This window comes from Rugosibacter aromaticivorans, from assembly GCF_000934545.1.
In the GTDB taxonomy this organism is placed as follows: domain Bacteria; phylum Pseudomonadota; class Gammaproteobacteria; order Burkholderiales; family Rhodocyclaceae; genus Rugosibacter; species Rugosibacter aromaticivorans.
Map to the genome: position 1 here is coordinate 1360053 of NZ_CP010554.1, position 26014 is coordinate 1386066.

The following is a 26014-nucleotide window of genomic DNA, read 5'->3' on the forward strand; positions in this document are numbered from 1 at the left end:
CGCACTATGGCCATTCCTCTGCACCGAACTGCGAAGAAATTCTAATGGCGACGTTCACGAGTTCAACCCAGGCGATACCCAGTGTTAACGATGTTCCTCGTCATATCGCCATGATTATGGATGGCAATGGACGTTGGGCAAAACAACGTTTCTTGCCGCGCGTGGCTGGCCATAAACGCGGCGTCGATACCGTTCGTGCGATGGTGAAAGCCTGCATTTCGCAGGGCATTGAGTACCTTACCCTGTTTGCTTTTTCTTCAGAAAACTGGCGCCGGCCAGCAGATGAAGTATCGTTTTTGATGAATCTTTTTTTCACTGCGCTACAGAGTGAAATCGGCAGAATGCATGCGAATGGCGTTCGTCTGCATGTAGTGGGTGACCTGCAAGCCTTTGAGCCACGTCTGTTAGCCTTGATTCGGGAAGGGGAGGCGCTCACGGCTAACAATACGTGCCTAACGCTGACTATTGCTGCCAACTATGGTGGCCGCTGGGATATTTTGCAGGCGGCCAATCAATTGGCGCTGGCTCATCCCGAAAAAGTAGGGCATTACACCGAGGCCGATCTGATTCCCCATCTGGTGACGGCTTATGCTCCCGAACCAGATCTTTTCATCCGCACGGGCGGTGAGCAACGCATCAGCAATTTTTTGCTATGGCAATTGGCCTATAGCGAATTTTATTTTACCGATACGTTGTGGCCTGACTTCACCGACACTGCGTTGAGTGAAGCGATCCGCTCTTACCAGCAGCGCGAGCGCCGTTTCGGGCGGACTGGCGATCAGATAAAGTCAGCCGGCGTGTTACCAGCGCCGAGTTTATGAGTTTGCTTTTACCATTGATTTTGCCAGTCATGGACAAATAGCCAACGGATGTCCAATCTTAAGCAACGTGTGATTACCGCACTATGCCTGGTTGCCGGGTTTGGTGTGGTGCTGTTTTTATTTTCCGCATCGGCAGCAGCGCTGGCTTTTGCGGTGATCGCTGCATGCGCTGCCTGGGAGTGGGGCGGCCTGATGCGGCAAGATCAACCGGCGCGCATCATGTATGCTTTGGTATTGCTTTTGTTCTGCTGGCAAGTGCACATTTTTGCCGCAGAACTAACGCCCGTTCTGCTGACTATTTCTGTGGGGTTCTGGTTAACGATCATGCCCTTCTGGCTATGGCGAAAATGGACACTGAGGGGTAATGATTTTTTTGGTTATCTCATTGGTTTTCTGGTGATCTTGCCAACATGGGCAGCGATGGTCTTCCTGTACAACGTAAGCCCGTGGGTGTTATTGGCAACCATGGCGATTGTTTGGGTTGCTGATATCGGCGCTTATTTCACGGGCTGTGCGATTGGCCGACATAAATTGGCACCCACCATCAGCCCGGGTAAGACCTGGGAGGGTGTCGCCGGGGCGTTGCTGGCTGTGGGGGTTTATGGCATGTATCTGCTGGTTTATTCACCAGTGCAAGGCACCTTGCACTGGGGTCTTTTGGCTTTGGTTTTGCCACTCCTTACAGCAGTTAGTGTGCTTGGCGATTTGTTCGAGTCGTTATTGAAACGTCAAGTGGGCATTAAAGATAGCAGTGGGCTGTTGCCCGGTCATGGCGGTGTATTGGATCGTATCGACAGCTTGACCTCCACCTTACCCCTGGCTGCATTGTTGCTCCATTTTTTCGTATGATGAATCTGACCATTCTCGGCGCGACTGGCTCCATTGGCGTGAGCACGCTCGATGTTGTGGCGCGTTATCCAGACCGTTATAAGGTCGTTGCACTCAGCGGCCATACACGCGTCGAACTGCTTGCTGAACAATGTCATAAATTTAATCCGGCTTATGCGGTGGTTGGCAGCGCGACGGATGCTCAACGGTTGACGCATCTGCTCTCGACACGGCGGGTTAATACCCAGGTTCTGTATGGAACTGAAGCGCTGGCGCATATTGCCAGTCTCCCAGAGGTGGATGCAGTAATGGCGGCTATTGTCGGTGCAGCAGGCCTTATGCCAACACTTGCCGCGGTGAGCGCAGGCAAACGTGTTCTGCTCGCCAACAAAGAAGCACTGGTAATGGCTGGCGATCTTTTCATGGCCGAGGTGCGTAAGTCCGGTGCGTGCTTGTTGCCTATAGACAGCGAACATAATGCGATATTTCAATCCATGCCCGCCGGTTATGCGGGAAACCTTTCTCGCGCAGGGGTCAGCCGTATTCTGCTCACAGCCTCTGGTGGCCCATTTCGTGACACCGCGATAGAAGCGCTATCGAGTGTGACCCCGGAGCAGGCTGTAGCGCACCCCAAGTGGACCATGGGGAGAAAAATTTCCGTTGATTCGTCGACCATGATGAACAAAGGTCTCGAAGTCATCGAAGCGCATTGGTTGTTTAACGCGTCAGCAAATCACATCGAGGTAGTCATTCATCCGCAAAGCGTTATTCATTCGCTGGTTGAATATGTCGATGGTTCTGTCCTCGCTCAGCTTGGCAATCCGGATATGCGAACCCCGATTGCGCATGCCTTGGCTTGGCCACAACGGATCGATTCCGGTGTGGAAAGGCTCGATTTGTTTGCCATAGGGCAGCTTACTTTCGAGCGCCCCGATCTGGCTCGCTTCCCTTGTCTTGGATTAGCGTATCAGGCGTTGCGTGCAGGCGGGAATGCGCCTGCCGTGCTGAATGCCGCTAATGAGGTCGCGGTTAGCGCATTCCTGGCGGGGGATTTGCCTTTCCTTAAAATTGCAGCAGTGATTGCTGAGACGCTAGCAGCAGTGCCATGCAGTGAGGTGGCGACAATAGACGCGGTCATGACGGCCGATGATCAGGGGCGGATTGCAGCGACACGCGCTTTGGCCGCTTACGCTCAATGAGGAATATCCGGTGAATTTTCAAATGATTGCATTATATGCGGGTGCTTTTTTACTGGCATTGGGTCTGCTGGTTTTGGTGCATGAGCTTGGCCATTATTTTGCCGCTCGCATGTGCGGTGTCAAAGTATTGCGTTTTGCGATAGGTTTTGGGCGCGTTATGTGGTCACGACGTCCAGGTAGCGATCAAACGGAATGGGCCATTGGGCTGTTACCCTTGGGTGGCTATGTCAAGATGCTCGATGAGCGCGAAGGTCCCGTGGCTGCTAGCGAATTACCGCGCGCCTTTAACCGGCAACCCGTTGGTCGCCGCGCCTTTATTGTTGTTGCGGGACCTGTTGCCAATCTGTTGTTGGCTATTTTGCTTTACTGGCTGGTATTCATGACAGGCATTACCGAATTAAAGCCGCGTCTGGGTGTCCCGCCGCAAGGCAGCCCGGCCGCTGTTGCCGGGATTGAAGCAGGTGTCACCGTGCGTGCCGTGAATGGCAAATCCATTGCCAGTTGGCAGGATTTACGCTGGGAAGTGATGCGACAGACGATGAACGCGGTGGCGCTGGAGCTGGATGGCACGACAAGCCAGGGAATCCCAGTGGTATATCACCTGAATAATCTGCGGTTTTCGCTCGCTGAGACAGAAAAAGATCCGCTGACCCCTTTGGGCTTACTGCTCTATAGACCACGTCTGCCTGCGATTGTCGGGCAGATCATGCCGTCATCAGCTGCTGCAATCGCAGGCTTTCAAGCGGATGATCGGATGCTGGAAATTGATGGCAAAACAATTTCCGAGTGGGCTGACGTTGCAGCTGCCGTGCGAAATTCCGTCGGGCGGCCGTTAGTGTTTACTGTTGATCGGGCGGGGCAGCGGATGAACCTTACTGCCATCCCTCAGCTGAGCGGAGAGAGTGAAGCACGTGTTGGTCGGCTTGGGATTGCCGTTAAGGAAGACGCGTCAGCTGTCACTGAAATGACTACCCTGGTTCGTTACAGCCCAGGGGAAGCGGCTATCCGTGCCGTGGCTAAAACATGGGATACCGCGATCATCAGTTTGCGCATGATGGGACGCATGCTCACTGGGGAACTATCCTGGAAAAACCTATCCGGTCCTGTCACCATCGCCGATTACGCAGGCCAAACAGCACGTCTTGGACTGAGCTATTACCTTAGCTTTATCGCGCTGATCAGTATCAGCCTTGGCGTACTTAATCTGCTGCCTGTTCCGGTTCTGGATGGGGGGCATTTAATGTATTATCTTGCTGAGTTCATCAAGGGGAAGCCGCTCTCCGATCGAGTCTTGGCGATTGGACAACAGGTAGGTTTCGCCTTGCTGGCACTGCTCATGCTGTTTGCTTTTTATAACGACTTTAATCGTCTTTTTTCTGGTTGATTTTTCGGCTATTTTTCTGGCTAATTGGCGTCTTTATCCAACGAATAACAATGAATAAAAAATTACTTGCTGGCTTAGTTTCAGCTTTGCTGGCACGGGCTGTTTTTGCATTCGAGCCATTTCAAATCAAGGATATTCGTGTTGAAGGCATTCAGCGCACGGAGGCGGGTACGGTGTTCTCGTATCTACCCGTCAAGATTGGCGATACGATCAATGATGAAAAAGCAGCCAGCGCGATCAAAGCGCTGTTCGCAACCGGATTTTTTAAGGACGTTCGTCTTGAGATTGATGGCCAGGTCCTGGTGGTTGTACTCGAAGAACGCCCCGCTATCGCGACACTTGATTTTGTTGGGTTGAAGTCATTCAAGGCGGAAGACCTTAAAAAAGGTTTGCGTGACATTGGGCTTGCTGAATCGCGTATTTTTGACCGTGCGATGGTGGAACGCGCTGAGCAGGAACTCAAGCGCCAATACCTCTCGCAAGGCCGTTATGCGGTTGATGTCAAAGTGAATGTTACTCCGCTAGAGCGCAATCGTGTGGGTATCAAGTTCATTGTGAATGAAGGCGAAGTTGCCAAAATCAAGCAGATCAATATTGTCGGCGCAAAAGCCTTTAAGGACAGCGATCTGCTCAAACTGATGGCGCTTAGCCCCTCTGGCTGGCTGACGTGGTACACAAAAAACGATCAGTACTCAAAGCAAAAACTTTCAGGTGATCTGGAAACGCTGCGCTCTTACTACATGAATCAGGGTTACCTCGAATTCAATGTCGAATCTACCCAGGTGTCTATTTCTGCTGACAAGCAAGATATTTACATCACCATCAATATCAGTGAAGGCGAAAAGTACACCATCTCATCAGTCAAGCTGGCTGGAAACCTTCTGCTGCCAGAAGCTGAGCTGCTCAAGCTCGTGAAAATGAAACCAGGCGATGTTTTTTCGCGCGAGTCGATGACTGAAACGACAAAAGCGATTAGCGATCGTTTAGGGGATGATGGTTACGCTTTTGCCAATGTGAATGCAGCCCCTGAACTCAATAAAGAAAAACGTCAGGTCGCCTTTACGTTGATGGTTGATCCCGGTCGGCGCGTCTATGTGCGGCACATTAATGTGCTGGGAAACACGCGAACCCGCGATGAAGTTATTCGCCGCGAAGTGCGCCAGATGGAATCGGCCTGGTATAACGGCGAGCGTATTAAAAAGTCACGCGATCGCGTCGATCGTCTGGGCTATTTTGAAGACGTGACCATGGAAACCCCTGCTGTTGCTGGGACAACAGATCAAATTGACGTGGATTTAAAGGTAAAGGAAAAACCGACTGGCAACATTTCATTGGGTGCAGGTTTCTCCAGCTCTGAAAAATTGACCTTATCGGGTGCCGTGCAGCAGGAAAACGTTTTTGGTAGCGGTAAGCACATTGGTGTACAGGTGAGTACCAGTAAATCCAACCGCATATTGTCTTTGTCGCATACCGACCCTTATTACACCGTGGATGGCGTTAGCAGAGGCTTTGACATTTATACTCGCCGAACAGACACGTCCTCACTTTCCGTGAGTAGTTTTACGGCGGACTCCACCGGTGGTGGCGTGCGCTATGGGGTGCCGATTGGCGAAGATGATTATATTTTTCTTGGCTTGTCTGCCGATCATACTAATTTAAAAACAGGGACTTTCTCCGCACAACGATATATCGACTACGTCAATAAGTTTGGCTCGGCAAGCAATACCTTGTCCTCCACCGTGGGTTGGCAGAAGGATGAACGTGACAGCCTGTTGTACCCGACCAAAGGCACCTTAAACAGCGTTAGCCTGGAAGTTGCGCTACCAGGAAGCACCGCAACTTATCTGCGCGGAACATATAAACACCAGCGCTTCTCGCATTTGAATGACACTTTTACCCTGGCATTGACGGGTGAGCTTGGTCTGGCCAGGGCCTATGGCAATAAAGAAGTCCCCTTCTTTAAAAACTTCTATGCGGGTGGCATCGGCTCTGTACGCGGGTTTGAATCCAACAGCCTGGGGCCAAGAGATGTGCTGACGGGTGACTTTTTAGGTGGCACTAAGCGCGTGACGGGTAGTACCGAGTTATTATTCGGTCTTCCAGGGGCCAGGCAGGATCGCTCTTTCCGCTTCAGTGCTTTCGTTGATGGAGGCGGGGTATTCGGCGAAGGTGAAAAACTCTCTGCGACAAATTTTCGTTTTAGTACGGGCCTTTCCGCTTCCTGGAACTCGCCTTTAGGGCCGCTCAAATTTTCTGTTGCCAAACCGCTCAACAAAAAAACGGAAGACAAAGTTCAAGCCTTCCAGTTTCAATTAGGATCTACTTTTTAGAAAAGCGACTATCGAGACTGTCATGCTGAAAAATATTGCTATTACTGGCATCGCGTTGCTCATGCTGTGTGGCGCGGCGCAGGCCGACACTAAAATTGGCTTTATTAATAATCAACGCATTTTGGCGGAGTCGCCACAGGCAGCCAAAGCGAAAAAAAGAATAGAAAAAGATTTCGAGAAGCGCGATCAAGAGCTGCAACGCATGGTGAAGCAGCTTCAGACGTTACAGGAATCATTAGACAAAAATTCGCCAACCTTGACGGAGGCCGAACGGCGCACTAAAGAACGTGAGCTAGCGGATCTGACCCGTGATGTTCAGCGTAAGCAGCGTGAGTTCCGTGAAGATCTCAGCCAGCGTCAAAATGACGAAATGGCGGCGATCTTTGAGCGGATAAACAAAGTGATCAAACAAATTGCTGACGCCGAAAAGTTTGACATCATTCTTCAGGAAGCCGTCTATTTCAACCAGCGCATCGATATTACCGACAAGGTTATCAAAGCGCTGGGCGATGGCACGAAGTAGGTTGGTTTGACAGTGGCGTTGCGACTGGGTGAGATTGTCGCTCGTCTCGGGGGCGAAATAGTCGGCGCTGGTGATACGGCAAATCTATCTATTGTGCGTGTTGCGCCGCTTGAAACGGCAGGTCCCGGCGACTTGTCCTTTTTGTCGAATCCAAAGTATCGCTCTCAGCTGGGTCATACGTGCGCATCGGCGGTGATCATGGCGCAGCCTGCAGACCCTGCAGATGCTATAAATTCAAACTCATTTGCGGTCATTGTCACGCCACAGCCTTATCTTTATTACGCCCGCGTTGCCCAGTGGTTGTCACCCCCTCCCGCTGTTACCCCCGGAATTCACGCCAGCGCAGTCGTTGAAGGTCAAGTAGCCGCCTCAGCCTCTATCGGTCCGCATGTGACGATAGGTCTCGGTGCCCGGATTGGCGAGGATGTTGTGATCGGCGCGAATTGCAGCATTGGGGAAAATGTGGTCATTGAGTCTGCAACGCGCTTGGCGCCACACGTGGCTATTTATGCTGAGTGCCACATTGGCGCGCGGTGTATCGTTCATTCGGGCGTGGTCATTGGTGCGGACGGGTTTGGTTTCGCCCGCGAACCTGCGGGTGCCTGGGTGAAGATTCCGCAAAATGGACGCGTTGTGATTGGTGATGATGTTGAAATTGGTGCCAACACGACGATAGATCGCGGTGCGTTGGGCGATACCACGGTGGGCAATGGCGTCAAGCTGGATAACCAGATTCAGATTGGGCATAACGTGAAAATCGGCATAGACACTGCCATTGCAGGCTGTGTTGGTGTTGCCGGTAGCGCCATTATCGGTGAGCGTTGCAGTATCGGCGGCGCCGCCATGATACAGGGCCATCTGACACTAGCCGACGACGTGATTGTGACCACAGGCACTTTGGTCACGAAATCAATTACGCGTGCCGGAACGTACAGCGGATCTTCCCCGTTTCTTACCCACGCTGACTGGCTGAGAAATTTTTCGCATCTGCGCCATCTTGATGCAATGGCCGATAAAATTCGCGCCCTTGAACAACGGCTTGCTGCCATGGAGAAAAAGTCATGAGCGAGATAAACCCGGGCGATGCAAACAACACCCAGATGGACATCCATCAAGTCCTGAGTTATTTACCGCATCGTTACCCATTTTTACTGATCGACCGCGTGCTGGAAGTCATTCCCGGCGAGCGTATCAGCGCACTGAAAAACGTTAGCATTAACGAACCTTTTTTTCCTGGCCATTATCCGCATCATCCGGTGATGCCGGGTGTTCTGGTAATTGAAGCCATGGCGCAAGCGGCGGCGATTCTGTCGTTCAAGACGCTCGGCCAATTCCCCGACGATAGCTCGGTTTACTATTTTGTCGGCATCGACAATGCGCGCTTCAAAAAGCCCGTCAGCGCTGGCGATCAACTGCTGATCGACGTCAAACTGCAGCTTAACAAGCGCGGCATATGGAAATATTCCGCCGTCGCGCGGGTTGATGGCACCATCGTTGCTGAAGCCGATTTGATCTGCTCGGTCAAGCCCAGCGGCTTTGCACTTCCTGCGGTCGCATGACAGCTATTCATCCTACCGCCATTGTTCATGCTGGCGCGAAATTGGGCGAGGGCGTCACTATCGGTCCTTATTCAATTATCGGCGAGCATGTCGAGATTGGCGACAATACCGCCATTGGGCCGCATGTTGTGGTGACAGGGCATACCTCGATTGGAAAAGACAACCGGATATTCCAGTTTTGCTCGATAGGCGAAGTGCCACAAGATAAAAAATATGCGGGCGAACCCACACGGCTTGAAATTGGCGACCGCAATACCATCCGTGAATGCTGCACATTCAACTGTGGCACAGCGCAGGACGTTGGCGTTACCCGCATGGGCGATGACAATTGGATCATGGCTTATGTGCATGTCGCGCATGATTGCCAGATCGGCAATCACGTTATTTTTGCCAACAGTACGCAACTGGCAGGGCACGTGCATATTGGCGACTGGGTTATCCTCGGAGGCTTTACCGGGGTGCATCAATTCGTGAGAGTTGGCGCTCATAGCATGACATCTGTTAGCTCTGTTTTACTGCAAGATATGCCCCCATATGTCATGGCGGCGGGCAGCCCGGCGCAGCCACGCAGCATTAATACAGAAGGCTTGAAACGGCGGGGATTTTCACCCGAAGCCATTGCCGCGATTCGCCGCGCTTTTAAAACCCTGTACAAAAAAGGCCTCACATTTGAAGAGGCCGGTACAACGATTGCCACAGAAGCCTTGACAGTACCTGAGCTCGATGTTCTGGCGCGTTTTCTTGCCCAGCCTGGTCGAGGAATTATCCGCTGATGGCGCGTATTGCGATGGTCGCTGGCGAAGCTTCCAGCGACCAATTAGCGGCACATCTGATAGCCGCACTGAAAACCCAACGGCCAGACGCCAGCTTTTATGGCATTGGCGGGCCAAAAATGCAGCGCGAAGGGTTTGATTCACGCTGGCCAGCTGAAAAGCTTGCCGTGCGAGGCTATTTCGAGGCATTGCGCAACTATTGTGACATCGCCCGCATTCGCCGCCAATTACTCAAAACCTTGCTCAAAGACCGCCCGGATATTTTTATTGGCGTCGATGGCTATGACTTCAATGTGTGGCTGGAAAAAAAACTCAAGCGGGCGGGTATTCCTACCGTTCATTTTGTTAGCCCTTCCATTTGGGCCTGGCGCAAAAGCCGGTTGAAAAAAATCGTTGAATCCATGTCGCATATTCTGGCGCTATATCCGTTCGAGCCAGCGCTGTATGCCCAAACATCGGTTAAGTGCAGTTATGTAGGCCACCCCATGGCCGATGTGATTCCGCTGCAAACCAATCGGGATGCCATGCGTGAGCGTTTGGATATTCCGCTGGATCAACCAGTGATCGCGCTGCTCCCGGGTAGCCGGCAAGCCGAGCTGCACTACATGGCAGAGACCTTCATTGCCACCGCCCAATTGTTGCATGCCCGAAACCCCAACGCGCTGTTTTTGGTGCCCATGGCCTCGGGTGAAACCCGTCTGCAATTTGAAACCGCTTTATGGAAGCTCAAAGCGAACGAGTTACCGTTAAAGATGATGTTTGGCCATGCGCTCGATGCCCTTGCAGCGTGTGATGTGGCTTTGGTTGCCAGTGGCACAGCGACGCTGGAAGCCGCGCTGGTAGGCCGACCCATGGTGATTACCTACAAAATATCACCGTGGTCGTGGCGCATCATGCGTCATATGGGTTATCAGCCGTGGATAGGTTTGCCCAACATTCTGGCTGGCCGCTTTGTCGTGCCCGAATTTTTGCAGGACGATGCCACAGCGGAAAATCTTGCCCAGGCAGTGGGTAATTTACTGGTCGATCACCAAGTGCGGGATAGCATTCAGCGTGTGTTTGCAGGTATTCACCGCCTGCTACGGCAAAACACAGCACAAAAAGCTGCTGCTGCCATCTTGCCGTATCTGCAAAAAAAACAGCAAACGGCATGAGCGGGCAAATCACAGCGGTGCGGCTTGTGTGTGGCGTCGATGAAGCAGGCCGCGGCCCGCTGGCAGGCCCTGTGTATGCGGCAGCGGTGATTCTCGACCCGGCGCGGCCCATCGATGGCTTGGATGATTCGAAAAAATTGAGCGAGAAAAAACGCGAGCGTCTGGCGTTGGAAATCCGCGAAAAAGCACTCGCTTTTGGTATCGCTTTCGCCACGGTAGAAGAAATCGATCAGATCAATATTCTGCAAGCCACGCTGCTGGCCATGCGCCGCGCTGTTGAAGCATTGCCGGTCCAGCCGGCGGAAGCCTTGATTGACGGCAATCGCTGTCCGCCACTGGCCATGCCGGCACGTGCCGTCATTGGCGGCGACGCGCTGGAACCAGCCATCTCGGCCGCATCCATTCTCGCCAAAACCGCGCGCGATGCTGAAATGCGGCGCATCCACGCCGACTATCCGCACTACGCACTGGACCGGCACAAGGGTTATGACACCGCAGTGCACCGTGCTGCTTTAGAGATTCACGGCCCGGCTCATTTTCATCGGAAAAGTTTTGCACCGGTGCGCGCCTTGTTGAACAAACCATGAACCCGGTTTGGATCATCTCGTTGCGTTGTACAGGCATCAGATGAGTACATGAATACGCCGCGGCTCATTACCTCGCGCGCTAACCCCGCATTCAAAGCGCTCAGTGCGCTGGCGAGTGACCCGCGCGCACCGCGCCACGAAGGGCGCACGCTGGCCGATGGCATTCATCTGGTGGCAGATTGTTTCGCACATCGCATCACCGTGCAGCAACTACTGGTCAGCGAGAGCGGGCAGCAGCATCCACAGATTGCCGCACTGCTCGCCGGTGCAGGCGATATTGAATGTCTGTTGCTCAGCGACACCCTGTTCCGCGAAATTTCCGGTGTCGCTACGCCCACTGGCATTGCTGCTGTTATCTATATTCCACAAGCTTCGCAAGGCGATATCGCAGGGGATGTGGTCATGCTCGATGCGATACAAGATGCCGGCAACGTCGGCACCATCCTGCGCACCGCAGCGGCAGCTGGCGTGCGTGACATCGTGCTCGGCCCCGGCTGTGCAGGCGCATGGACGCCACGTGTGCTGCGTGCCGGGCAGGGCGCACATTTCAATTTACGGATTCGCGAACAGGCTGATCTGGCGGCGACACTGGCAATATGCAGCGGCATGCCGGTGGCCACGGTGGCCCGCGAGGGCGTCAGCCTGTATGCGCTCGATCTCAGCCAACCGATCGTTTGGCTATTCGGCAACGAAGGGGCAGGGCTGTCGGCAGAACTTATTGCCGCCGTGCAACAGCGGGTCACGATTCCGCTTGCCACCACGAGCGAATCGCTCAACGTTGCTGCGGCGGCGGCCGTATGTTTATTCGAGGCAGTCCGCCAGCGTCAGTAGTGTCCATGGTGCCGCCTCACCAGCGCCGACTTTTTGTAACGCAGATAAGCGGCGCGTCAATAGCCCAATGCCTGTCCCGTGTTGCGGCGTGGATCGATGGCGCCGTAGAAGCGGTTGTTGCCGCGCGGTTTGCCGCCGAGCGTGGGCGCGCCGATCAAAATGCCGGCGGCATGGTTGGCGGGTTGGGGATTACCCAGGGTATGGCCCATGCCGATCAGGATCTTGCGCGTATCCGGGCTGAGTGCGAAGGTTTCGACTTCGGTGACATCCGGCAGCCATTGCTGATGGAAACGCGGGGCATCGATGGCCTCCTGAATGTTCATGCCGTAATCGATCACATTGAGGATGGTGTGCACCACCACGGTAATGATACGGCTACCGCCTGGTGTGCCGATCACCATTACCGGTTTGCCGTCGCGCGAGACTATCGTCGGGCTCATCGAGCTTAACGGTCGCTTGCCCGGCGCAATGGCGTTGGCTTCGCCTTGAACCAGGCCAAACAGGTTGGGCACGCCGGGCTTGACGGTGAAGTCGTCCATTTCATTGTTCAGCAGGATGCCGGTTTTTTCCGCCGTGACGGCGGCTCCAAACCATGCGTTCAGGGTATAAGTCACTGATACCGCGTTACCGTCCTTGTCCACAATCGAGTAGTGCGTGGTGTTCGTACCCTCATGCGCCACCTCGTGTGGTGCGACGTTGGGTTTGAGTTCGCTGGAGACACTTGCTTTGGCTGGATTAATCGTGGCACGGATTTTTGCCGCATAGCCTTTGTCCAGCAAATGCCCGGTTGGATTGTTGACGAAATCCGGATCGCCGAGATAGGTGTTGCGGTCGACATACGCATGGCGCATGGCTTCGATCTGATAGTGAACTGCCTCTGCGGAAAGGTAACCCAGTTCCTTCAGCGGATAGCCTTCCAGGATGTTGAGGATTTCGCAGATCACTACACCGCCTGAACTCGGCGGCGGCGCCGACACGATGCGATAACCGCGGTAGTCGCATTCGATCGGTGAGCGTTCGCGCGCTTGATAGTGTGCAAAATCGGCTTCACTCAGAATCCCATGACCTTTTTGACTCGCGGCAACGATCGCTCGGCTAATTGGGCCGTTGTAAAAAGCCTTGGTACCCTCACGACTGATGAGACTCAACGAGTGGGCCAAGTCTTTTTGCACCAGCCGTTCGCCCGCGGTAAAAGGCCGGCCGTGGTGTAGAAAAATGGTGGCGCTGGGCGCATCTTGATGAAAGTAGTCTGTGGCGTGAGCGAGCATGTCCACGTCCCCCTCATCGAGCACAAAGCCTTTTTTGGCAAGCCCAATAGCCGGGGCGATGAGTTGGGTACGGGGCATGGTGCCGTAGCGGGACCGTGCTAATTCGAGACCGGCCACGGTGCCGGGGACACCTGCGGCAAGATAGCCGCGGGTGCTTAGATTTTTGATGACATCGCCATTCGCATCCAGATACATGGTGGGGGTTGCGGCAAGGGGCGCTTTCTCGCGGAAATCCAGAAAGGTCTTGCGGCCATCAGCCAGCTGTATGGTCATGAATCCGCCGCCGCCCAGGTTGCCGGCCGCAGGGTAGACCACGGCAAGGGCATAACCTACAGCAACAGCGGCATCAATGGCATTGCCGCCTTTTTTCAAGATATCCACGCCCACCTGGGTGGCCAGATGTTGCGCTGTAACGACCATGCCGTTTTCTGCTGCGACAGGAAACTGCGAGGCGCCAAAGGCTTGGCAGTTCGCTGCAAAGAGCAATAAGCCAAAGAGAAGGCGCGAGGTTTTGCGTAAAAGTGCAGAAGTCAAAGCGATATCCCAAGGTGAGCGTACAAAATTAGGCGAGGTTTAGCAAGTGCGTCGATCAATTTTTAAGGATTGAAGTAGGGTCGCGCCAATTTCTTCTATGGATTTGGTGGTTGACTCAAGCCACTCAATCCCTTCGCGGCGCATTAGTTTTTGCGCTTGATCAATTTCCCAGCGGCAGTTTTCGATGGAGGCGTAGGTACTATCGGGGCGACGTTCCTGGCGGATGGCAGCGAGTCGATCAGGGTTGATGGTCAAACCAAACAATTTGTGCCGATGCTTACTGAGCCCGTCGGGGAGCTTGTTGCGTTCAAAGTCTTCGGGAATCAAGGGGTAGTTAGCCGCTTTGATACCGAATTGGATCGCCAGATACAGGCTGGTTGGCGTTTTGCCACTGCGCGAGACGCCTACGAGTATTACGTCTGATTTATCCAGTTCGGCGCTGGATACACCGTCATCATGAGCCAGCGTGAAATTGATCGCATCCATACGCGCCACATATTCTGATGAATTCACGAGGCTATGGCTACGACCAATCGTGTGGCTGGATTTAATGCCAAGCTCTGCTTCCAGTGGCGAGATAAATGCGCCGAAAAAGTCGAGAATCAGCGCATTGGCCTGACGCAGAACGGTGGCGGCCCCAGGGTTCACCAGCGTAGAGATCACAATAGGACGGTTACCGTCCTTGGTTCCTGCCGCGTTAATTTGGGCCACACAATCAGCCGCCTTGGCATCGGAATCAATAAACGGCATGCGCACTTGGGCCGGCTGGATGCCTTCAAACTGGGATAGCAGACTGTGCCCCAGGGTTTCGGCAGTAATGCCCGTACCATCGGAGATAAAAAATACCGTATGCCGGGTGGGAGCGGGAGGGGTCATGAATAATCTCTCAATAAGGTAGAAGGCATGTAAATGGCTATAAAATGGCGGTTTTCCCTCCATGTTAACAGAAGGAACTTGTATGTCTTCATCTACACCTTTCACGCATCGCTACGCCATTGGCTTTGAGCATTTACGCATGGCCGATGTGGGGGATGTTGGCGGTAAAAATGCGTCACTGGGTGAGATGATCAGCCAGTTGGCCGCGTCACAAGTGCGCGTGCCGGGCGGCTTTGCAACCACGGCGCTGGCGTATCGCGAGTTTCTTGCTCATCAGGAACTAGCCGATCGCATCAATGCCGCGCTGGATGCGCTGGATGTTGATGATGTTGAGCAACTCGCAAAAGTCGGTGCGCAGATTCGTCAATGGGTGGTGGATACACCGTTTCCGCCCAGGCTGGAAGACGAAATCAGGCAGGAATACGAAGCGCTGATCGCCGTCAGCGGCGCCGAAGCGACTTTTGCCGTGCGCTCATCGGCGACTGCCGAAGACCTGCCCGATGCCTCATTTGCCGGACAGCAGGAAAGCTTTCTGAATATCCATGGCTTTGACAATATTCTGCATGCCATCAAAGAAGTATTCGCGTCACTCTACAACGACCGCGCTATTGCCTATCGCGTGCATAAAGGTTTTGCGCATTCCGAGGTGGCCCTGTCAGCGGGTGTGCAGCGCATGGTGCGTTCAGACACCGGGGCTTCAGGCGTGATGTTTACGCTGGATACGGAATCCGGTTTTGATAAAGTCGTGTTTATCACTTCAAGTTACGGTTTGGGCGAAACCGTGGTGCAAGGGGCGGTGAATCCGGATGAGTTTTATGTTCACAAAGCCACGCTGGCGCAGGGTAAGCCTTCCATCATTCGGCGCAACATGGGCAGCAAGCTGATCAAGATGATCTTTACCGACTCGCGACAGGCCGGGCGCAGTACGGAAACGATAGACGTGCCAGAAAACGAGCGGAATGTTTTCTCTCTAACAGACGCAGATATTCTTGAGCTGGCGCGTTACGCCATGATCATTGAAAAGCACTACCAGCGGCCGATGGATATCGAATGGGGCAAGGATGGTCAGGATGGCAAGCTGTATATCCTGCAAGCACGACCAGAGACGGTGAAATCGCAGAATGGCCATGCCACGGTGATTGAAAAATACAAGCTCAAGCAGCATGGCAAGGTATTAACGAGTGGTCGGGCCATCGGGCAAAAAATTGGTTCCGGGGTGGTGCGTGTCGTTAAAGATCCGACCGAGATGCACCTCGTGCAGCCGGGTGATGTGTTGGTGGCGGATATGACGGACCCCAACTGGGAGCCGGTCATGAAGCGTGCTTCAGCGATTGTGACTAATCGCGGCGGGCGTACTTGCCATGCGGCGATTATTGCGCGCGAACTGGGAATTCCGGCAATTGTGGGTTGCGGCAATGCCACCACCTCGTTAACCGAGGGTGAGAACGTGACCATATCGTGTGCCGAGGGTGATACTGGCTACGTGTATCGCGATGCGCTTGAGTTTGAAATAACGCGGCAGGATGCAGGTAATTTACCCAAGCTGCCCGTGAAAATCATGATGAACGTGGGCAACCCGGAACTCGCCTTTGAGTTTGCGCAGATCCCGAATGCCGGTGTGGGTCTGGCCCGGCTTGAGTTTGTCATTAATAACATGATCGGCATTCATCCCAAGGCGATTCTCGAGATTGATCAGGCACCGGCCAGCCTGCGGGAAGAAATCCTGCGTCGTTCGCGCGGTTATGTTTCCCCTGAGACATTCTTTGTCGAGAAGTTGACTGAAGGCGTGGCGACCATTGCGGCGGCGTTTTATCCGCAGCCGGTGATTGTTCGATTGTCGGATTTCAAGTCAAACGAATATCGCAAACTGCTCGGCGGCGAGATTTACGAGCCGGAAGAAGAAAATCCCATGCTGGGGTTCCGTGGTGCTTCACGCTACATCGCACCGTCTTTCCGCGCCTGTTTTGAGCTCGAATGCCGTGCCATGAAGCGTGTGCGCAATGACATGGGGCTCACCAATGTGCAGATCATGGTGCCCTTCGTGCGTACGGTGGATGAAGCCCGCACGGTGGTCGAATTGCTGGCGGCGCATGGTCTGCGTCGTGGAGAAAATGAGCTGAAGCTGATCATGATGTGCGAAATCCCTTCCAATGCGTTGCTGGCCGAGCAGTTTCTTGAGCACTTCGATGGTTATTCCATCGGCTCGAATGATCTGACCCAACTGACGCTGGGCCTGGATCGTGATTCCGGCCTGGTGGCGCATTCGTTTGACGAGCGCGATCCGGCAGTGAAGCAGTTGCTGTCCATGACCATTGCCACGTGTAATCGTTTGGGCAAGTATGTTGGCATTTGTGGTCAAGGTCCGTCGGATCACGCTGACTTTGCCGAGTGGCTCATGGATGAAGGCATCCAGACCATCTCGTTGAATCCGGATACCGTGATTGATACTTCGATGCGACTCGCCAGCCACAAAAAATAAACCATGCAAATTCTCTGGTGGCACTGGATGGTATTAGGTATGGGGCTGGCTCTGGCTGAGCTGGCCTTGTTCAGTTTTTTTATCATCTGGTTTGCCGTGGGCGCGCTGCTCGTGGGCGTGGCTTTATTGGCGCTTCCGGGCTTGAGCTTCACTGCGCAGATATTGCTATGGACAGCTGCATCGATAGTGATGACGGTGTTGTGGTTCAAGTTTTTTCGCCATGTGAACAAAACGCGTTCGGGCCAAGCGGATGAGGCATTAGGTGAGATTGGGGTGCTCGTGAGCGCAATTGAACCTGTGGGCTCCGCATCAGGACGCGGTGAAGTGCGCTTCCAAAAGCCCATCATGGGGGCAGAGCGTTGGGCTTGCCTGGCCGATGAACCCATTGCTGCTGGCACGCGAGTCAAAGTGCTGGCAGTGGATGGCCAGTTTTTAAAAGTGGGTAAAACTTGAGGAGCGCATGATGGGTGAACTTGGATTTTTTGTAATTGCACTCTTTGTCTTCGCCGCAGTGACCGTGGCCAAGGGCGTGCGCATTGTGGCACAAGGCGAGGAATGGGTTGTCGAGCGGCTGGGCAAATACCACACGACATTGCTGCCCGGCCTGAATGTCATCATTCCTTATCTGGATCAGGTGCGTTACAAGCTGGTGACCAAAGACATTATTCTGGATGTGCAAGAGCAGGAAGTCATCACCCGTGACAATGCCGTGATTCTGACCAATGCGATTGCGTTCATCAAGATTACCGACCCGGTCAAGGCGGTATATGGCGTCACGGATTTTTCCGAGGCGATTCGCAACATGATCATGACCACGCTGCGGTCGATCATTGGTGAAATGAATCTGGATGAAGCATTGTCCAACCGCGATGCAATCAAGGCGCGTTTGCGCGAGAGCATTGCCGACGAAGCCATTGATTGGGGGTTGACCGTCAAATCGGTCGAGATACAAGACATCAAGCCGTCTGAATCGATGCAGCGCGCGATGGAAGCGCAAGCTTCTGCCGAGCGGGAACGCAAAGCCACAGTGACTCGCGCCGAAGGCACAAAGCAATCGACCATTCTCAACGCGGAAGCCCAGTTACAAGCGGCGCGACTACAAGCCGAAGCACAAGTCACCCTGGCTACCGCCAGCGCCGAAGCGATCAAGCGCGTCGCGGTAGCGCTGGGGAGTGACGATGCACCCGTGCGCTATTTACTGGGCGAAAAATATATCCAGACCTTGGGCAGCCTGGCCACGTCGGAAAACGCCAAAACGGTTGTGCTGCCCGCTGATTTGCAAGACGCCTTGCGCGGCATGTTTGGCCGTCCGCGCGTTTAATCACTAGGCTGTGCGCTTTCTGGCCTTCGAGACGGCGACGCGACGCCTATCCGTCGCGCTTTGGCAGGATGGTGAACTCACCGAGCGGTTTGCTGATCACCCGAATAGTGGCTCGGCATATCTTTTACCTTGGGTGCATGAACTGCTGGCGCAATCCGGCATAAAGCTCACGCAGCTGGATGGCATTGCCTTTGGCGCAGGCCCCGGTGGTTTTACGGGTTTGCGCTTGGCGTGTGGTGTTGCGCAGGGGCTGGCGTTTGGCCTGGATGTGCCAGTGGCGCCGATCTCCACGCTGGCCGCGTTAGCCTTAGCGTCTGGGGAACATACTGTCTGGGCGTGTCTTGACGCGCGCATGAACGAAGTTTACGCTGCGGCCTATACCATTGAGGGAGATCGTGTCCATGAAGTGATGGCGCCTCACTGTGCCGCACCTGCCGTATTGCCAGCGCCGACTTTTCAAAACGCCTGGGGTGTGGGCGATGGTTTTAAAATCTATGGCGAACTATTGGCCACCAGAAAGCCTGACTTGACCGGCGTTCGCCCCGATATTTTCCCTTCAGCGGTTGCCGTGGCGCGTTTGGCTGCCAGCGTGTTGGCCAACGGAAGCGGCGTGGCAGCAGCCCAGGCGCAGCCTTTGTATGTACGTGACAAAGTCGCATTCACCACGGCTGAACGTTTGGCGCGGGGCGGATTGAAATGAGTTTGCACCGGATTTGCAATTAGCGCGCAATGAATCTTCATTATGCCGCGATGACGCTAGCGGATATTGATCAAGTGGTCGCCGCTGAACGGCAACTCCATCCTTCTCCATGGACGCGCGGCAATTTTGCGGATGCGCTGGCAGCCGGATACGATGCTCAGCTGGCGCTGCATGCCGATGGGCAGTTGATGGGCTACGGCGTGGTAATGTTGGCGGTGGATGAAGCGGAATTGCTCAATTTGAGCGTGTTAACCTGTTTTCAGCGGCAGGGGGTCGGAACCACTCTGTGCCATCATCTCATGACGCGCGCAAAAGCACGGCGGGCAGTCCGCATGATGTTGGAAGTCCGCGCGGGTAACATCGCCGGGCAGGCGTTATACGGGCACTTGGGTTTTTCTGAGATCGGCCGGCGGCGAGGATATTACGCTGCCGGACAACAACGCGAAGATGCGATCGTCATGGCAATAAATTTATGATTTAGGTGAGTGATGAATATATGAAACCTAGTCGAGATCAGATACTGCGCGAAATGGGGCTGGGGCCGGTGTGGAAACTTCGCAAGGCGCCACAGGTGGTGTCCGGGCTATCTGAGCCCGAGACAGCAGCCACCATCCCTGCGGTAGTCGATAACGCGCCATTGTCGATCAAAAACCTCGACTGGGAATCCTTGGCGGCTACGGTTTCGGCGTGTCGCCAGTGCCGACTTTGTGAGGCGCGCAAACAAGCCGTTTTAGGCGTAGGTGACAGCCAAGCTGACTGGCTTTTTGTCGGTGAAGGACCAGGCGCGGAAGAAGATGAGCGCGGCGAGCCTTTTGTAGGTCAGGCAGGCCAGTTGCTTGACAATATGTTGGCCTCGATTGATCTGCAGCGCGGGCGGGATGTTTATATCGCGAATGCCGTTAAATGTCGCCCGCCGAAAAATCGAACACCTGATCACGACGAAATTGCAGCCTGTCGGCCTTATCTTGCACAACAGATTGCCTTGATCCAGCCAAAACTCATTGTAGCCATGGGCCGACCCGCCGCGCAGGCGCTGCTGCAGGCCGAAGTAAAAATCAGCGCTGCCCGTGGAAAGTTGCATGACTATGAGCGTGAGCGCATTCCAGTGATCGTCACCTACCACCCGGCCTATCTGTTGCGCAATCTTCTCGACAAAGCCAAGGCATGGGAAGATCTTTGCTTTATGCGCAGTACGATGCGCCAATTAAAAGCACACCCATAATATTTAGTGCCATATACCGATCTGTCCATCATCGGGAACAGGTTTTGCTCTACTTCTTCTTATGCCTATTCATTATCCGAAATCGTTCTTCAAACTGCTTTCAGTCGGCTTTTTACTGGCAGTATTGCCTTTGATTGTTGGTTTGCTGATCAATACGGTCGCGATACAGCGACTCTCGACGCAAAGTCAGCGTGCCATTTATGACGCCGCCCGCGTGACGCATGCGGCACGGGAGTTAAGCGAGACGGCTAATTCGTTGGAACGCGTCGCGCAACAAAGTGTCATCTTGAAAGATCCGATTTTATGGGAGAGCTATCTTACTTTGCATCACCGGTTTGTTAGTGTAAGTGCACAGCTGGGCGAGCTGCCACTTGAATCGTCCATGCGTCTGGAATTAACTGGCTTGCAGCAAGAAGAGCAGCAACTGAGTGCCTATTTGGTAAAAATTGGCATCGATGCAGCGGGAGCGCCTGAGGCGGCTATCCGCTATGCGGACATCGCTGATACAACGCGGCAACTATTAACGCGTTCGAGCAAGGTGATTGATAAAGAGGCGGAGTCTTTGCGAGTGTTGGCCGAGCAAACCGAGACGCAAGTTAAAAGGCAGCTTTTCCTGTTACTCCCTTTGTCGATATTCATCGTCGCCGGGTTTACATATCTTCTCGCCAAGCCGATTGCCCAGCTTGAACAGGGTATTCGCGATCTGGGCGAACGTCGTCTTGATGCCAGAATTGAAGTGAATGGCCCTGATGACCTAAAGCAGCTTGGCGATCGGCTGGATTGGTTGCGTTTACGTTTGGTACAGCTAGAAGAACAAAAAAGCCGTTTTTTGCGCCAGATTTCACATGAGCTAAAAACGCCTTTAACCGCTTTGCGGGAAGGGTCGGATTTATTAGCCGAGGAAATTGCCGGGCCGCTGACGGAAAAACAACGCGAAATTGTCTGCATCTTGCGTCAGCATAGCCTCGACTTGCAACGCCTGATTGAAGACCTGTTGCGTCATGGCGAGTCAGAATTTCAGCAAACACCGCTTAAATTACAGCCTGTAAAGCCAGGCGAAGTCATTACGAAGGTGATCGACAAGCAGCGCTTGGCCATGACCTCACGTCATATCAATTTGGATATGAAAGTCGATGATTTTGTTTTGCGCACAGACCCTGAACGGTTGCGTATCGTATTTGATAACCTGCTCTCTAATGCCATTAAGTACTCGCCCTCAAGTGGCACGATTACAGTGTCAGCAACAAAAAATAATGGTTATGCTTTGCTATCAGTGATTGATGAGGGCCCGGGCGTAGCCAATGAAGATTTAGACAACTTGTTTGACCCGTTTTATCGTGGGCAGGCCGTGGCTGCTGGTGTTGTCAAGGGGTCTGGTTTGGGTTTATCAATTACCAAAGAACATGTGCTGACCCTGGGAGGCGAAATCAATGTCGGCAGAGGACAGGGCCACTTTACGGTGCAACTCCCCTTGAATTTATGACGATATATAAAAACGATGTGTTCTTTTTATAGACATTCATTCCTGGTCTTTTCGCTTGGCATGCTCGCGGGCTGCGCAGCGATAAAATCGCCAGAAAGTGTTGTGACGCCCAGCCCGGTTTACTGGAATACGTCAGGTAGTGCGGCTGCATTGCTTACTTATTTTGATCAGCTACGCTTGCTTTCGCCGACTGAGCTTGCCAAGGAAACTGAGCGCGCGCGCAAGAATTATGCGAAAGACAAATCGGTTTTCTATCAACTTCAATATGCCATTGTCTTGTCTTTTCCAGGTGGAGACATCCATCATGCGCAGCAACTGCTCGAACCCCTGACCAAAGAAACGGAGCGTCGTGAACGCTCGTTGCATGCCCTGGCGGCGATGTTGTCCACCGACCTGGCCGAACGCCAGCGGTTAGAGGGAGCATTGCAAACTCAGACCCGTCGCGCTGATGATCTTGAGAGCAAACTCGAAGCGCTAAAGGAGATCGAGAAAAAAATGATACAGCGTGAGAATGTGATCAAAGAAAAACCATGAGTCCGGCACAGCCACAGACCCAATCACAGATTTTATTGGTCGATGACGACCCGGATTTGCTCCGCCTGCTGGCCATCCGACTTGAGGCCGCAGGTTACGGCGTTATCACGACTGATAAGGCGGAACACGCGCTGGCCATGATTGCCGTTGAAAGGCCGCATCTGGTTATTACCGATCTGCGCATGCCGGGTATGGATGGTTCAGCATTGTTTGAGGCCATCAGAGTGACGCATCCGGCGTTACCGGTCATCATACTCACGGCCCATGGCACCATTCCGGATGCGATTGCAGCGACGAATCGTGGCGTGTTCGGCTATCTGACCAAACCCTATGATGCCAAAGAGCTGATTGATCAGATAGAGCGGGCATTGCGATTTTCTGTCAATAGCCCCACTGACGCGCTTGGCGAACAAACATGGCGGGCGAATATTGTTACCCAAAGCCCAGTCATGGAAGGTCTTTTGGCACAAGCCAGATTGGTTGCCGCTAGCGACGCCAGCGTCATGCTATATGGCGAATCCGGTACCGGTAAAGAGCTGTTGGCCCAGGCAATTCATCTTGCTAGCACACGTTCACAGGCTGCTTTTGTAGCCGTGAATTGTGGTGCAATTCCCGAAAACCTTCTGGAATCTGAGCTTTTTGGCTACGTTCGCGGGGCATTTACCGGGGCGAATAAAGACTATGCAGGGTTAGTCAGAGAGGCCGATGGCGGCACGCTTTTTCTTGATGAAATTGGCGATATGCCGTTGCCATTACAGGTGAAATTACTGCGCATGCTTGAGCAGCGTGAAGTGAGGCCGCTAGGTGAAGCTAAGTCGCATCGTATAGATATTCGGGTCATTAGTGCCACGCATCGCGATCTGGAAGTGGAAATGGCGGAAGGACGTTTTCGTAGTGATTTGTTTTACCGTCTTAAGGTTGTGGCGCTGGCGATTCCATCGCTGGCCGAACGGCGCGACGATATTCCTCTGCTCGCCAGGTATTTTCTGCACAAGATCTCAGGAAGCTACCGAAAGGAAGTCAACGGATTTGCCCCGGAGGCGATGGAGCTTTTGGTACGTGCCAGTTGGCCCGGTAACGTGCGTCAACTGCTCAATGTGGTAGAGCAGGCAGTGGCCTTGTCCACCGGACCCATCGTACCACTCACACTGGTGCAAAATGCCATTCGGGAACTGGAAGATATTATCCCCTTCGATGAAGCACGGCGTCGCTTCGAGGCCGATTACCTGGCACGGCTGCTCAAAATGACGGGTGGTAACGTTGCGAGCGCCGCCACTTTGGCGCAGCGAAATCGCACGGATTTTTACAAGCTCCTGCAGCGCCATTCCATGGATCCTTCGTTGTTCAAGTAACTGTCGCCACAGCGCGACAATAAAAATCATTCAGTTTCATCGGGTTGTGAAGCCTTTGCAGCGATCTGTCGCTTGATGGCGACAGATCGCCATGACGTGGAAATTGTCTGGCTAACATAAGTTATTGAAATTTATTATAAAAATAATCTGGCACAGTGGTTGCTTGTAGGTGGTTGAGCATTGAATCAAAATGCCCAACTGACTTAAGGAGCAATGCCATGAACAGGCAGCGAATTAAAAAAAGAATTTTCTTGCTCGCGGCGCTTCCGCTCATCGCGGCTTGCACCTCGAATCCCACTAAGCAGGAAATAGGCACCGTTTCCGGCGCGGTAGTGGGCGGTATCGTCGGCACGTCACTGACCGGTAGCTCAGCCGGCACCATTGGAGGTGCGGCTGCAGGAGCCTATATCGGCAATCGTATCGGCAAGGAAATGCAACGGAAGTAGTGTTGCCAATGAAGGTCCCAATAATGCTTCGTCGAGGCTTGAGCCATTGATCGCAGATAGCTGATTCGCGGCACGGTCTGCCAGGCTGGAAGAGACCTCGGTACCTCGTGAATGAGATAGTTCCCGTAATCAGAAAAGAGAGAAACAACAAAATGCAAACTCGTCCCAAACTGCTTTATCCCTTGATGGTGATTGCAGCGATTGCCGTTACCGTGTTTAGTTTGCTAGGCATCGCGACTTTAACCGGAGCCCTACCGCCGGCTCATTCCGAAGCGGGTGCGGCGTCTCTTGCGGCAGCCACACAGGAAGCACTGCCGAAGTCTGGTACCGGTTCCGCTGGGCATGACCGCACAGCGGCTTCTGCCTGCCGTTACTGCGGCGTCGTGGAATCGGTGAACCTGGTCGAAATGAAAGGCCAGGGCAGTGGCGTGGGGGCAGTTGCCGGAGGGGTTGCCGGCGCCCTGATAGGCAATAGCATGGGTCAAGGTAACGGTCGTACTGCGATGACTCTTTTAGGTGGCGCTGGTGGCGCCTACGCCGGTAACGAGATCGAAAAAAGTGCTCACAAAACTTCGTCGTATCGCATCCGCGTGCGCATGGAGAATGGCGTTCTACGTACGCTCTATCAGCGCAATCCGCCCGGGGTGGCAGCTGGCGATCACGTGAAGATCGTTGATGGTGTGGCTGTGCAGCAATCGTAGAGCATTTCAAAATGTTGAACTTGATTCGTTTTTCCGGCCGAGAGGATTCTCGGTAATCACTAGAGAAGGAGATGTAGCATGAAGCAGCGACATGTAAAACAACTGTTAGCCCTAAGCACTATTTACTTTGCCACGTCTGTAGCAATAGCAGCCGGTGCAACAGCTTCTGGAGCAGCATCTGGGGCAATTTCCGCCACGTCCGGTGAAACGGCTGCAAGCTCGAAAACTGTTGCCGCTGGGGCTATTTCCGGGCACGAGAGTGCTGCAGAACTGGTTGCCGCCAACCGCCTGGCGAAGGAATTTGAGACGCTTGCCGGATCCCGCGAGAATGCATTGAGCCTGGTCAAGGGATTGCGTAACAGCATGCCCGTATCGTTGACGGTGAGCGGGCAATCCGGTGCATCCGGCCGCCTTGTTTTCTCCCCACCGACCCAACCGATGGGGTACGGCGAGGTCAGTCGTGCGTTGTCTTTAACCCAAGCCCAATTCGCGGCTCAAGGTATTACCAACCCGACGCCAAAGCAATTGCAAATGGTGTTGTTGGGTGAGGCTACTGCGTCCGGCACAGGAAAGAGCGCACAAACAATCGGCACCGCTGGCGTGCTGCAACTCCGCAGTCAAGGCATGGGATGGAGCCAGATTGCCCAGAGTCTCAACGTTAGCCCCAGCGGTCATTTAGCACCGGATGCGCAAGTGTCTACTCGGGCATCGGTGACGGGACGTGGTAACGCTAACACCAGTAGCGAGGGTACTGGCATTAACAGCCGGGCTCAGATTGATGCTGGTGCTCGGACCGGGCTGCTGCAAGGCGGTGGTGTGGGTGGCGGCGGCATGGGTCTTGGCATTGGTGGCGCTGCTGGTGTTGGGCGCGGCCTGGGGCTTGGCCGCTAACTCCAGTTCCGGATAAGTCATGTCATTGTCGTAACCGAAGCTGGCATATCAGTAATGCCTGGGGCAACAGTTATTAGATATGCCGGTTTCGGTCTCCCGTACCTGGACGCGCGAATGCCATGTGATGGTGAAGGGATACGACGGACTGCTGTCTTGCAGCAAAGTATAAGGAAAGTGCGCGCGTACGGCTTGTCCAGTAGCACAAGGGCCGGAGGATT

General features: G+C 53.7%; 26 protein-coding genes. 24 read left to right on the forward strand and 2 right to left on the reverse strand.

The features are described 5' to 3' along the window. Window positions 1-44 precede the first annotated feature (44 nt). From uppS to PG1C_RS06790, 12 genes are read left to right on the forward strand one after another with little or no spacing between them, the layout of a single operon-like run. Window positions 45-821 carry a polyprenyl diphosphate synthase gene (uppS, locus tag PG1C_RS06735; RefSeq protein WP_202636686.1) on the forward strand — a complete coding sequence of 259 codons (777 nt, stop codon included), beginning with the start codon at window positions 45-47 and terminating at the stop codon, window positions 819-821. Window positions 822-869: 48 nt separating this feature from the next. Further along, the gene (locus PG1C_RS06740) at window positions 870-1670 is read left to right on the forward strand and encodes a phosphatidate cytidylyltransferase (protein ID WP_202636688.1); all 801 of its coding nucleotides are present in this window, start codon (window positions 870-872) and stop codon (window positions 1668-1670) included. After that, on the forward strand, window positions 1667-2848 hold the full coding sequence (gene ispC / locus PG1C_RS06745; RefSeq protein ID WP_202636690.1) for a 1-deoxy-D-xylulose-5-phosphate reductoisomerase: 1182 nt from the start codon (window positions 1667-1669) through the stop codon (window positions 2846-2848). Before PG1C_RS06740 ends, ispC begins: the two co-directional genes overlap by 4 nt. Before the next feature lie 22 nt (window positions 2849-2870). After that, window positions 2871-4232 (forward strand): RIP metalloprotease RseP, encoded by a 1362-nt coding sequence (gene rseP, locus PG1C_RS06750; protein ID WP_202636692.1) that lies wholly within the window; start codon window positions 2871-2873, stop codon window positions 4230-4232. Between the two features lie 50 nt (window positions 4233-4282). Then, a complete protein-coding gene (bamA, locus tag PG1C_RS06755) occupies window positions 4283-6562 on the forward strand; it encodes an outer membrane protein assembly factor BamA (RefSeq protein ID WP_202636694.1) in 2280 nt (759 codons plus the stop codon). A gap of 22 nt (window positions 6563-6584) precedes the next feature. Next, window positions 6585-7085, forward strand: a complete 501-nt coding sequence (locus tag PG1C_RS06760; RefSeq protein ID WP_202636696.1) for an OmpH/Skp family outer membrane protein — start codon at window positions 6585-6587, stop codon at window positions 7083-7085. A 12-nt stretch (window positions 7086-7097) separates the two neighbouring features. Continuing rightward, window positions 7098-8150 carry a UDP-3-O-(3-hydroxymyristoyl)glucosamine N-acyltransferase gene (lpxD, locus tag PG1C_RS06765; RefSeq protein ID WP_202636960.1) on the forward strand — a complete coding sequence of 351 codons (1053 nt, stop codon included), beginning with the start codon at window positions 7098-7100 and terminating at the stop codon, window positions 8148-8150. Between the two features lie 35 nt (window positions 8151-8185). Continuing rightward, entirely contained in the window at window positions 8186-8644 is a 459-nt protein-coding gene (gene fabZ, locus PG1C_RS06770; RefSeq protein WP_202636961.1) for a 3-hydroxyacyl-ACP dehydratase FabZ, read from the forward strand. Beyond that, the gene (gene lpxA, locus PG1C_RS06775; protein ID WP_202636698.1) at window positions 8641-9417 is read left to right on the forward strand and encodes an acyl-ACP--UDP-N-acetylglucosamine O-acyltransferase; all 777 of its coding nucleotides are present in this window, start codon (window positions 8641-8643) and stop codon (window positions 9415-9417) included. Before fabZ ends, lpxA begins: the two co-directional genes overlap by 4 nt. Then, window positions 9417-10571 carry a lipid-A-disaccharide synthase gene (lpxB, locus tag PG1C_RS06780; protein WP_284431804.1) on the forward strand — a complete coding sequence of 385 codons (1155 nt, stop codon included), beginning with the start codon at window positions 9417-9419 and terminating at the stop codon, window positions 10569-10571. Before lpxA ends, lpxB begins: the two co-directional genes overlap by 1 nt. Then, window positions 10568-11158, forward strand: coding sequence for a ribonuclease HII (rnhB, locus tag PG1C_RS06785; RefSeq protein WP_202636699.1), 591 nt, complete (start codon window positions 10568-10570; stop codon window positions 11156-11158). The genes lpxB and rnhB overlap by 4 nt, the downstream gene beginning before the upstream one ends. A gap of 48 nt (window positions 11159-11206) precedes the next feature. Further along, window positions 11207-11989: a TrmH family RNA methyltransferase gene (locus tag PG1C_RS06790; RefSeq protein ID WP_202636701.1), complete on the forward strand. Its 783-nt coding sequence runs from the start codon at window positions 11207-11209 to the stop codon at window positions 11987-11989. 56 nt (window positions 11990-12045) lie between these two features. On the opposite strand, the gene ggt is transcribed toward PG1C_RS06790, so the two are convergent. Beyond that, window positions 12046-13791, reverse strand: coding sequence for a gamma-glutamyltransferase (gene ggt, locus PG1C_RS06795; RefSeq protein ID WP_237218317.1), 1746 nt, complete (start codon window positions 13789-13791; stop codon window positions 12046-12048). A gap of 39 nt (window positions 13792-13830) precedes the next feature. Continuing rightward, window positions 13831-14667: a posphoenolpyruvate synthetase regulatory kinase/phosphorylase PpsR gene (gene ppsR / locus PG1C_RS06800; RefSeq protein WP_202636703.1), complete on the reverse strand. Its 837-nt coding sequence runs from the start codon at window positions 14665-14667 to the stop codon at window positions 13831-13833. Between the two features lie 82 nt (window positions 14668-14749). On the opposite strand from ppsR, the gene ppsA reads away from it, so the two are divergent. The 12 genes from ppsA to PG1C_RS06860 all read left to right on the forward strand — a co-directional run bounded on the left by ppsA (window position 14750) and on the right by PG1C_RS06860 (window position 25796). After that, complete coding sequence (ppsA, locus tag PG1C_RS06805; RefSeq protein WP_202636704.1) at window positions 14750-17146, forward strand: phosphoenolpyruvate synthase; 2397 nt, start codon at window positions 14750-14752, stop codon at window positions 17144-17146. Between the two features lie 3 nt (window positions 17147-17149). Beyond that, on the forward strand, window positions 17150-17599 hold the full coding sequence (locus PG1C_RS06810) for an NfeD family protein (RefSeq protein ID WP_202636706.1): 450 nt from the start codon (window positions 17150-17152) through the stop codon (window positions 17597-17599). Window positions 17600-17609: 10 nt separating this feature from the next. Further along, on the forward strand, window positions 17610-18467 hold the full coding sequence (locus tag PG1C_RS06815) for an SPFH domain-containing protein (RefSeq protein ID WP_284431811.1): 858 nt from the start codon (window positions 17610-17612) through the stop codon (window positions 18465-18467). A 10-nt stretch (window positions 18468-18477) separates the two neighbouring features. Then, the gene (gene tsaB / locus PG1C_RS06820; RefSeq protein WP_202636709.1) at window positions 18478-19167 is read left to right on the forward strand and encodes a tRNA (adenosine(37)-N6)-threonylcarbamoyltransferase complex dimerization subunit type 1 TsaB; all 690 of its coding nucleotides are present in this window, start codon (window positions 18478-18480) and stop codon (window positions 19165-19167) included. Window positions 19168-19196: 29 nt separating this feature from the next. Beyond that, window positions 19197-19643, forward strand: a complete 447-nt coding sequence (gene rimI / locus PG1C_RS06825; protein ID WP_237218318.1) for a ribosomal protein S18-alanine N-acetyltransferase — start codon at window positions 19197-19199, stop codon at window positions 19641-19643. A gap of 20 nt (window positions 19644-19663) precedes the next feature. After that, the gene (locus tag PG1C_RS06830) at window positions 19664-20389 is read left to right on the forward strand and encodes a uracil-DNA glycosylase (protein WP_202636711.1); all 726 of its coding nucleotides are present in this window, start codon (window positions 19664-19666) and stop codon (window positions 20387-20389) included. 61 nt (window positions 20390-20450) lie between these two features. Beyond that, the gene (locus PG1C_RS06835) at window positions 20451-21872 is read left to right on the forward strand and encodes a HAMP domain-containing sensor histidine kinase (protein ID WP_202636713.1); all 1422 of its coding nucleotides are present in this window, start codon (window positions 20451-20453) and stop codon (window positions 21870-21872) included. A gap of 102 nt (window positions 21873-21974) precedes the next feature. Next, complete coding sequence (locus tag PG1C_RS06840; protein ID WP_202636715.1) at window positions 21975-22406, forward strand: hypothetical protein; 432 nt, start codon at window positions 21975-21977, stop codon at window positions 22404-22406. Further along, a complete protein-coding gene (locus tag PG1C_RS06845; RefSeq protein ID WP_202636717.1) occupies window positions 22403-23758 on the forward strand; it encodes a sigma 54-interacting transcriptional regulator in 1356 nt (451 codons plus the stop codon). Before PG1C_RS06840 ends, PG1C_RS06845 begins: the two co-directional genes overlap by 4 nt. A 218-nt stretch (window positions 23759-23976) precedes the next feature. Next, window positions 23977-24204, forward strand: a complete 228-nt coding sequence (locus PG1C_RS06850) for a glycine zipper domain-containing protein (protein WP_202636719.1) — start codon at window positions 23977-23979, stop codon at window positions 24202-24204. A gap of 152 nt (window positions 24205-24356) precedes the next feature. Beyond that, complete coding sequence (locus PG1C_RS06855) at window positions 24357-24905, forward strand: glycine zipper 2TM domain-containing protein (RefSeq protein ID WP_202636721.1); 549 nt, start codon at window positions 24357-24359, stop codon at window positions 24903-24905. Window positions 24906-24983: 78 nt separating this feature from the next. Next, window positions 24984-25796 (forward strand): hypothetical protein, encoded by an 813-nt coding sequence (locus PG1C_RS06860; protein WP_202636722.1) that lies wholly within the window; start codon window positions 24984-24986, stop codon window positions 25794-25796. Window positions 25797-26014 lie beyond the last annotated feature (218 nt).

Coding starts and splice junctions, on each gene's coding strand:
- uppS (WP_202636686.1), top strand. CDS start 45: ATGGCGACGTTCACGAGTTCAACCCAGGCGATACCCAGTGTTAACGAT.
- ispC (WP_202636690.1), top strand. CDS start 1,667: ATGATGAATCTGACCATTCTCGGCGCGACTGGCTCCATTGGCGTGAGC.
- rnhB (WP_202636699.1), top strand. CDS start 10,568: ATGAGCGGGCAAATCACAGCGGTGCGGCTTGTGTGTGGCGTCGATGAA.
- PG1C_RS06845 (WP_202636717.1), top strand. CDS start 22,403: ATGAGTCCGGCACAGCCACAGACCCAATCACAGATTTTATTGGTCGAT.
- PG1C_RS06760 (WP_202636696.1), top strand. CDS start 6,585: ATGCTGAAAAATATTGCTATTACTGGCATCGCGTTGCTCATGCTGTGT.
- bamA (WP_202636694.1), top strand. CDS start 4,283: ATGAATAAAAAATTACTTGCTGGCTTAGTTTCAGCTTTGCTGGCACGG.
- PG1C_RS06790 (WP_202636701.1), top strand. CDS start 11,207: ATGAATACGCCGCGGCTCATTACCTCGCGCGCTAACCCCGCATTCAAA.
- PG1C_RS06830 (WP_202636711.1), top strand. CDS start 19,664: ATGAAACCTAGTCGAGATCAGATACTGCGCGAAATGGGGCTGGGGCCG.
- PG1C_RS06835 (WP_202636713.1), top strand. CDS start 20,451: ATGCCTATTCATTATCCGAAATCGTTCTTCAAACTGCTTTCAGTCGGC.
- PG1C_RS06815 (WP_284431811.1), top strand. CDS start 17,610: ATGGGTGAACTTGGATTTTTTGTAATTGCACTCTTTGTCTTCGCCGCA.
- ppsA (WP_202636704.1), top strand. CDS start 14,750: ATGTCTTCATCTACACCTTTCACGCATCGCTACGCCATTGGCTTTGAG.
- PG1C_RS06860 (WP_202636722.1), top strand. CDS start 24,984: ATGAAGCAGCGACATGTAAAACAACTGTTAGCCCTAAGCACTATTTAC.
- rseP (WP_202636692.1), top strand. CDS start 2,871: ATGATTGCATTATATGCGGGTGCTTTTTTACTGGCATTGGGTCTGCTG.
- lpxA (WP_202636698.1), top strand. CDS start 8,641: ATGACAGCTATTCATCCTACCGCCATTGTTCATGCTGGCGCGAAATTG.
- fabZ (WP_202636961.1), top strand. CDS start 8,186: ATGGACATCCATCAAGTCCTGAGTTATTTACCGCATCGTTACCCATTT.
- lpxB (WP_284431804.1), top strand. CDS start 9,417: ATGGCGCGTATTGCGATGGTCGCTGGCGAAGCTTCCAGCGACCAATTA.
- PG1C_RS06850 (WP_202636719.1), top strand. CDS start 23,977: ATGAACAGGCAGCGAATTAAAAAAAGAATTTTCTTGCTCGCGGCGCTT.
- PG1C_RS06740 (WP_202636688.1), top strand. CDS start 870: ATGTCCAATCTTAAGCAACGTGTGATTACCGCACTATGCCTGGTTGCC.
- PG1C_RS06855 (WP_202636721.1), top strand. CDS start 24,357: ATGCAAACTCGTCCCAAACTGCTTTATCCCTTGATGGTGATTGCAGCG.
- ppsR (WP_202636703.1), bottom strand. CDS start 14,667: ATGACCCCTCCCGCTCCCACCCGGCATACGGTATTTTTTATCTCCGAT.
- PG1C_RS06810 (WP_202636706.1), top strand. CDS start 17,150: ATGCAAATTCTCTGGTGGCACTGGATGGTATTAGGTATGGGGCTGGCT.
- rimI (WP_237218318.1), top strand. CDS start 19,197: ATGAATCTTCATTATGCCGCGATGACGCTAGCGGATATTGATCAAGTG.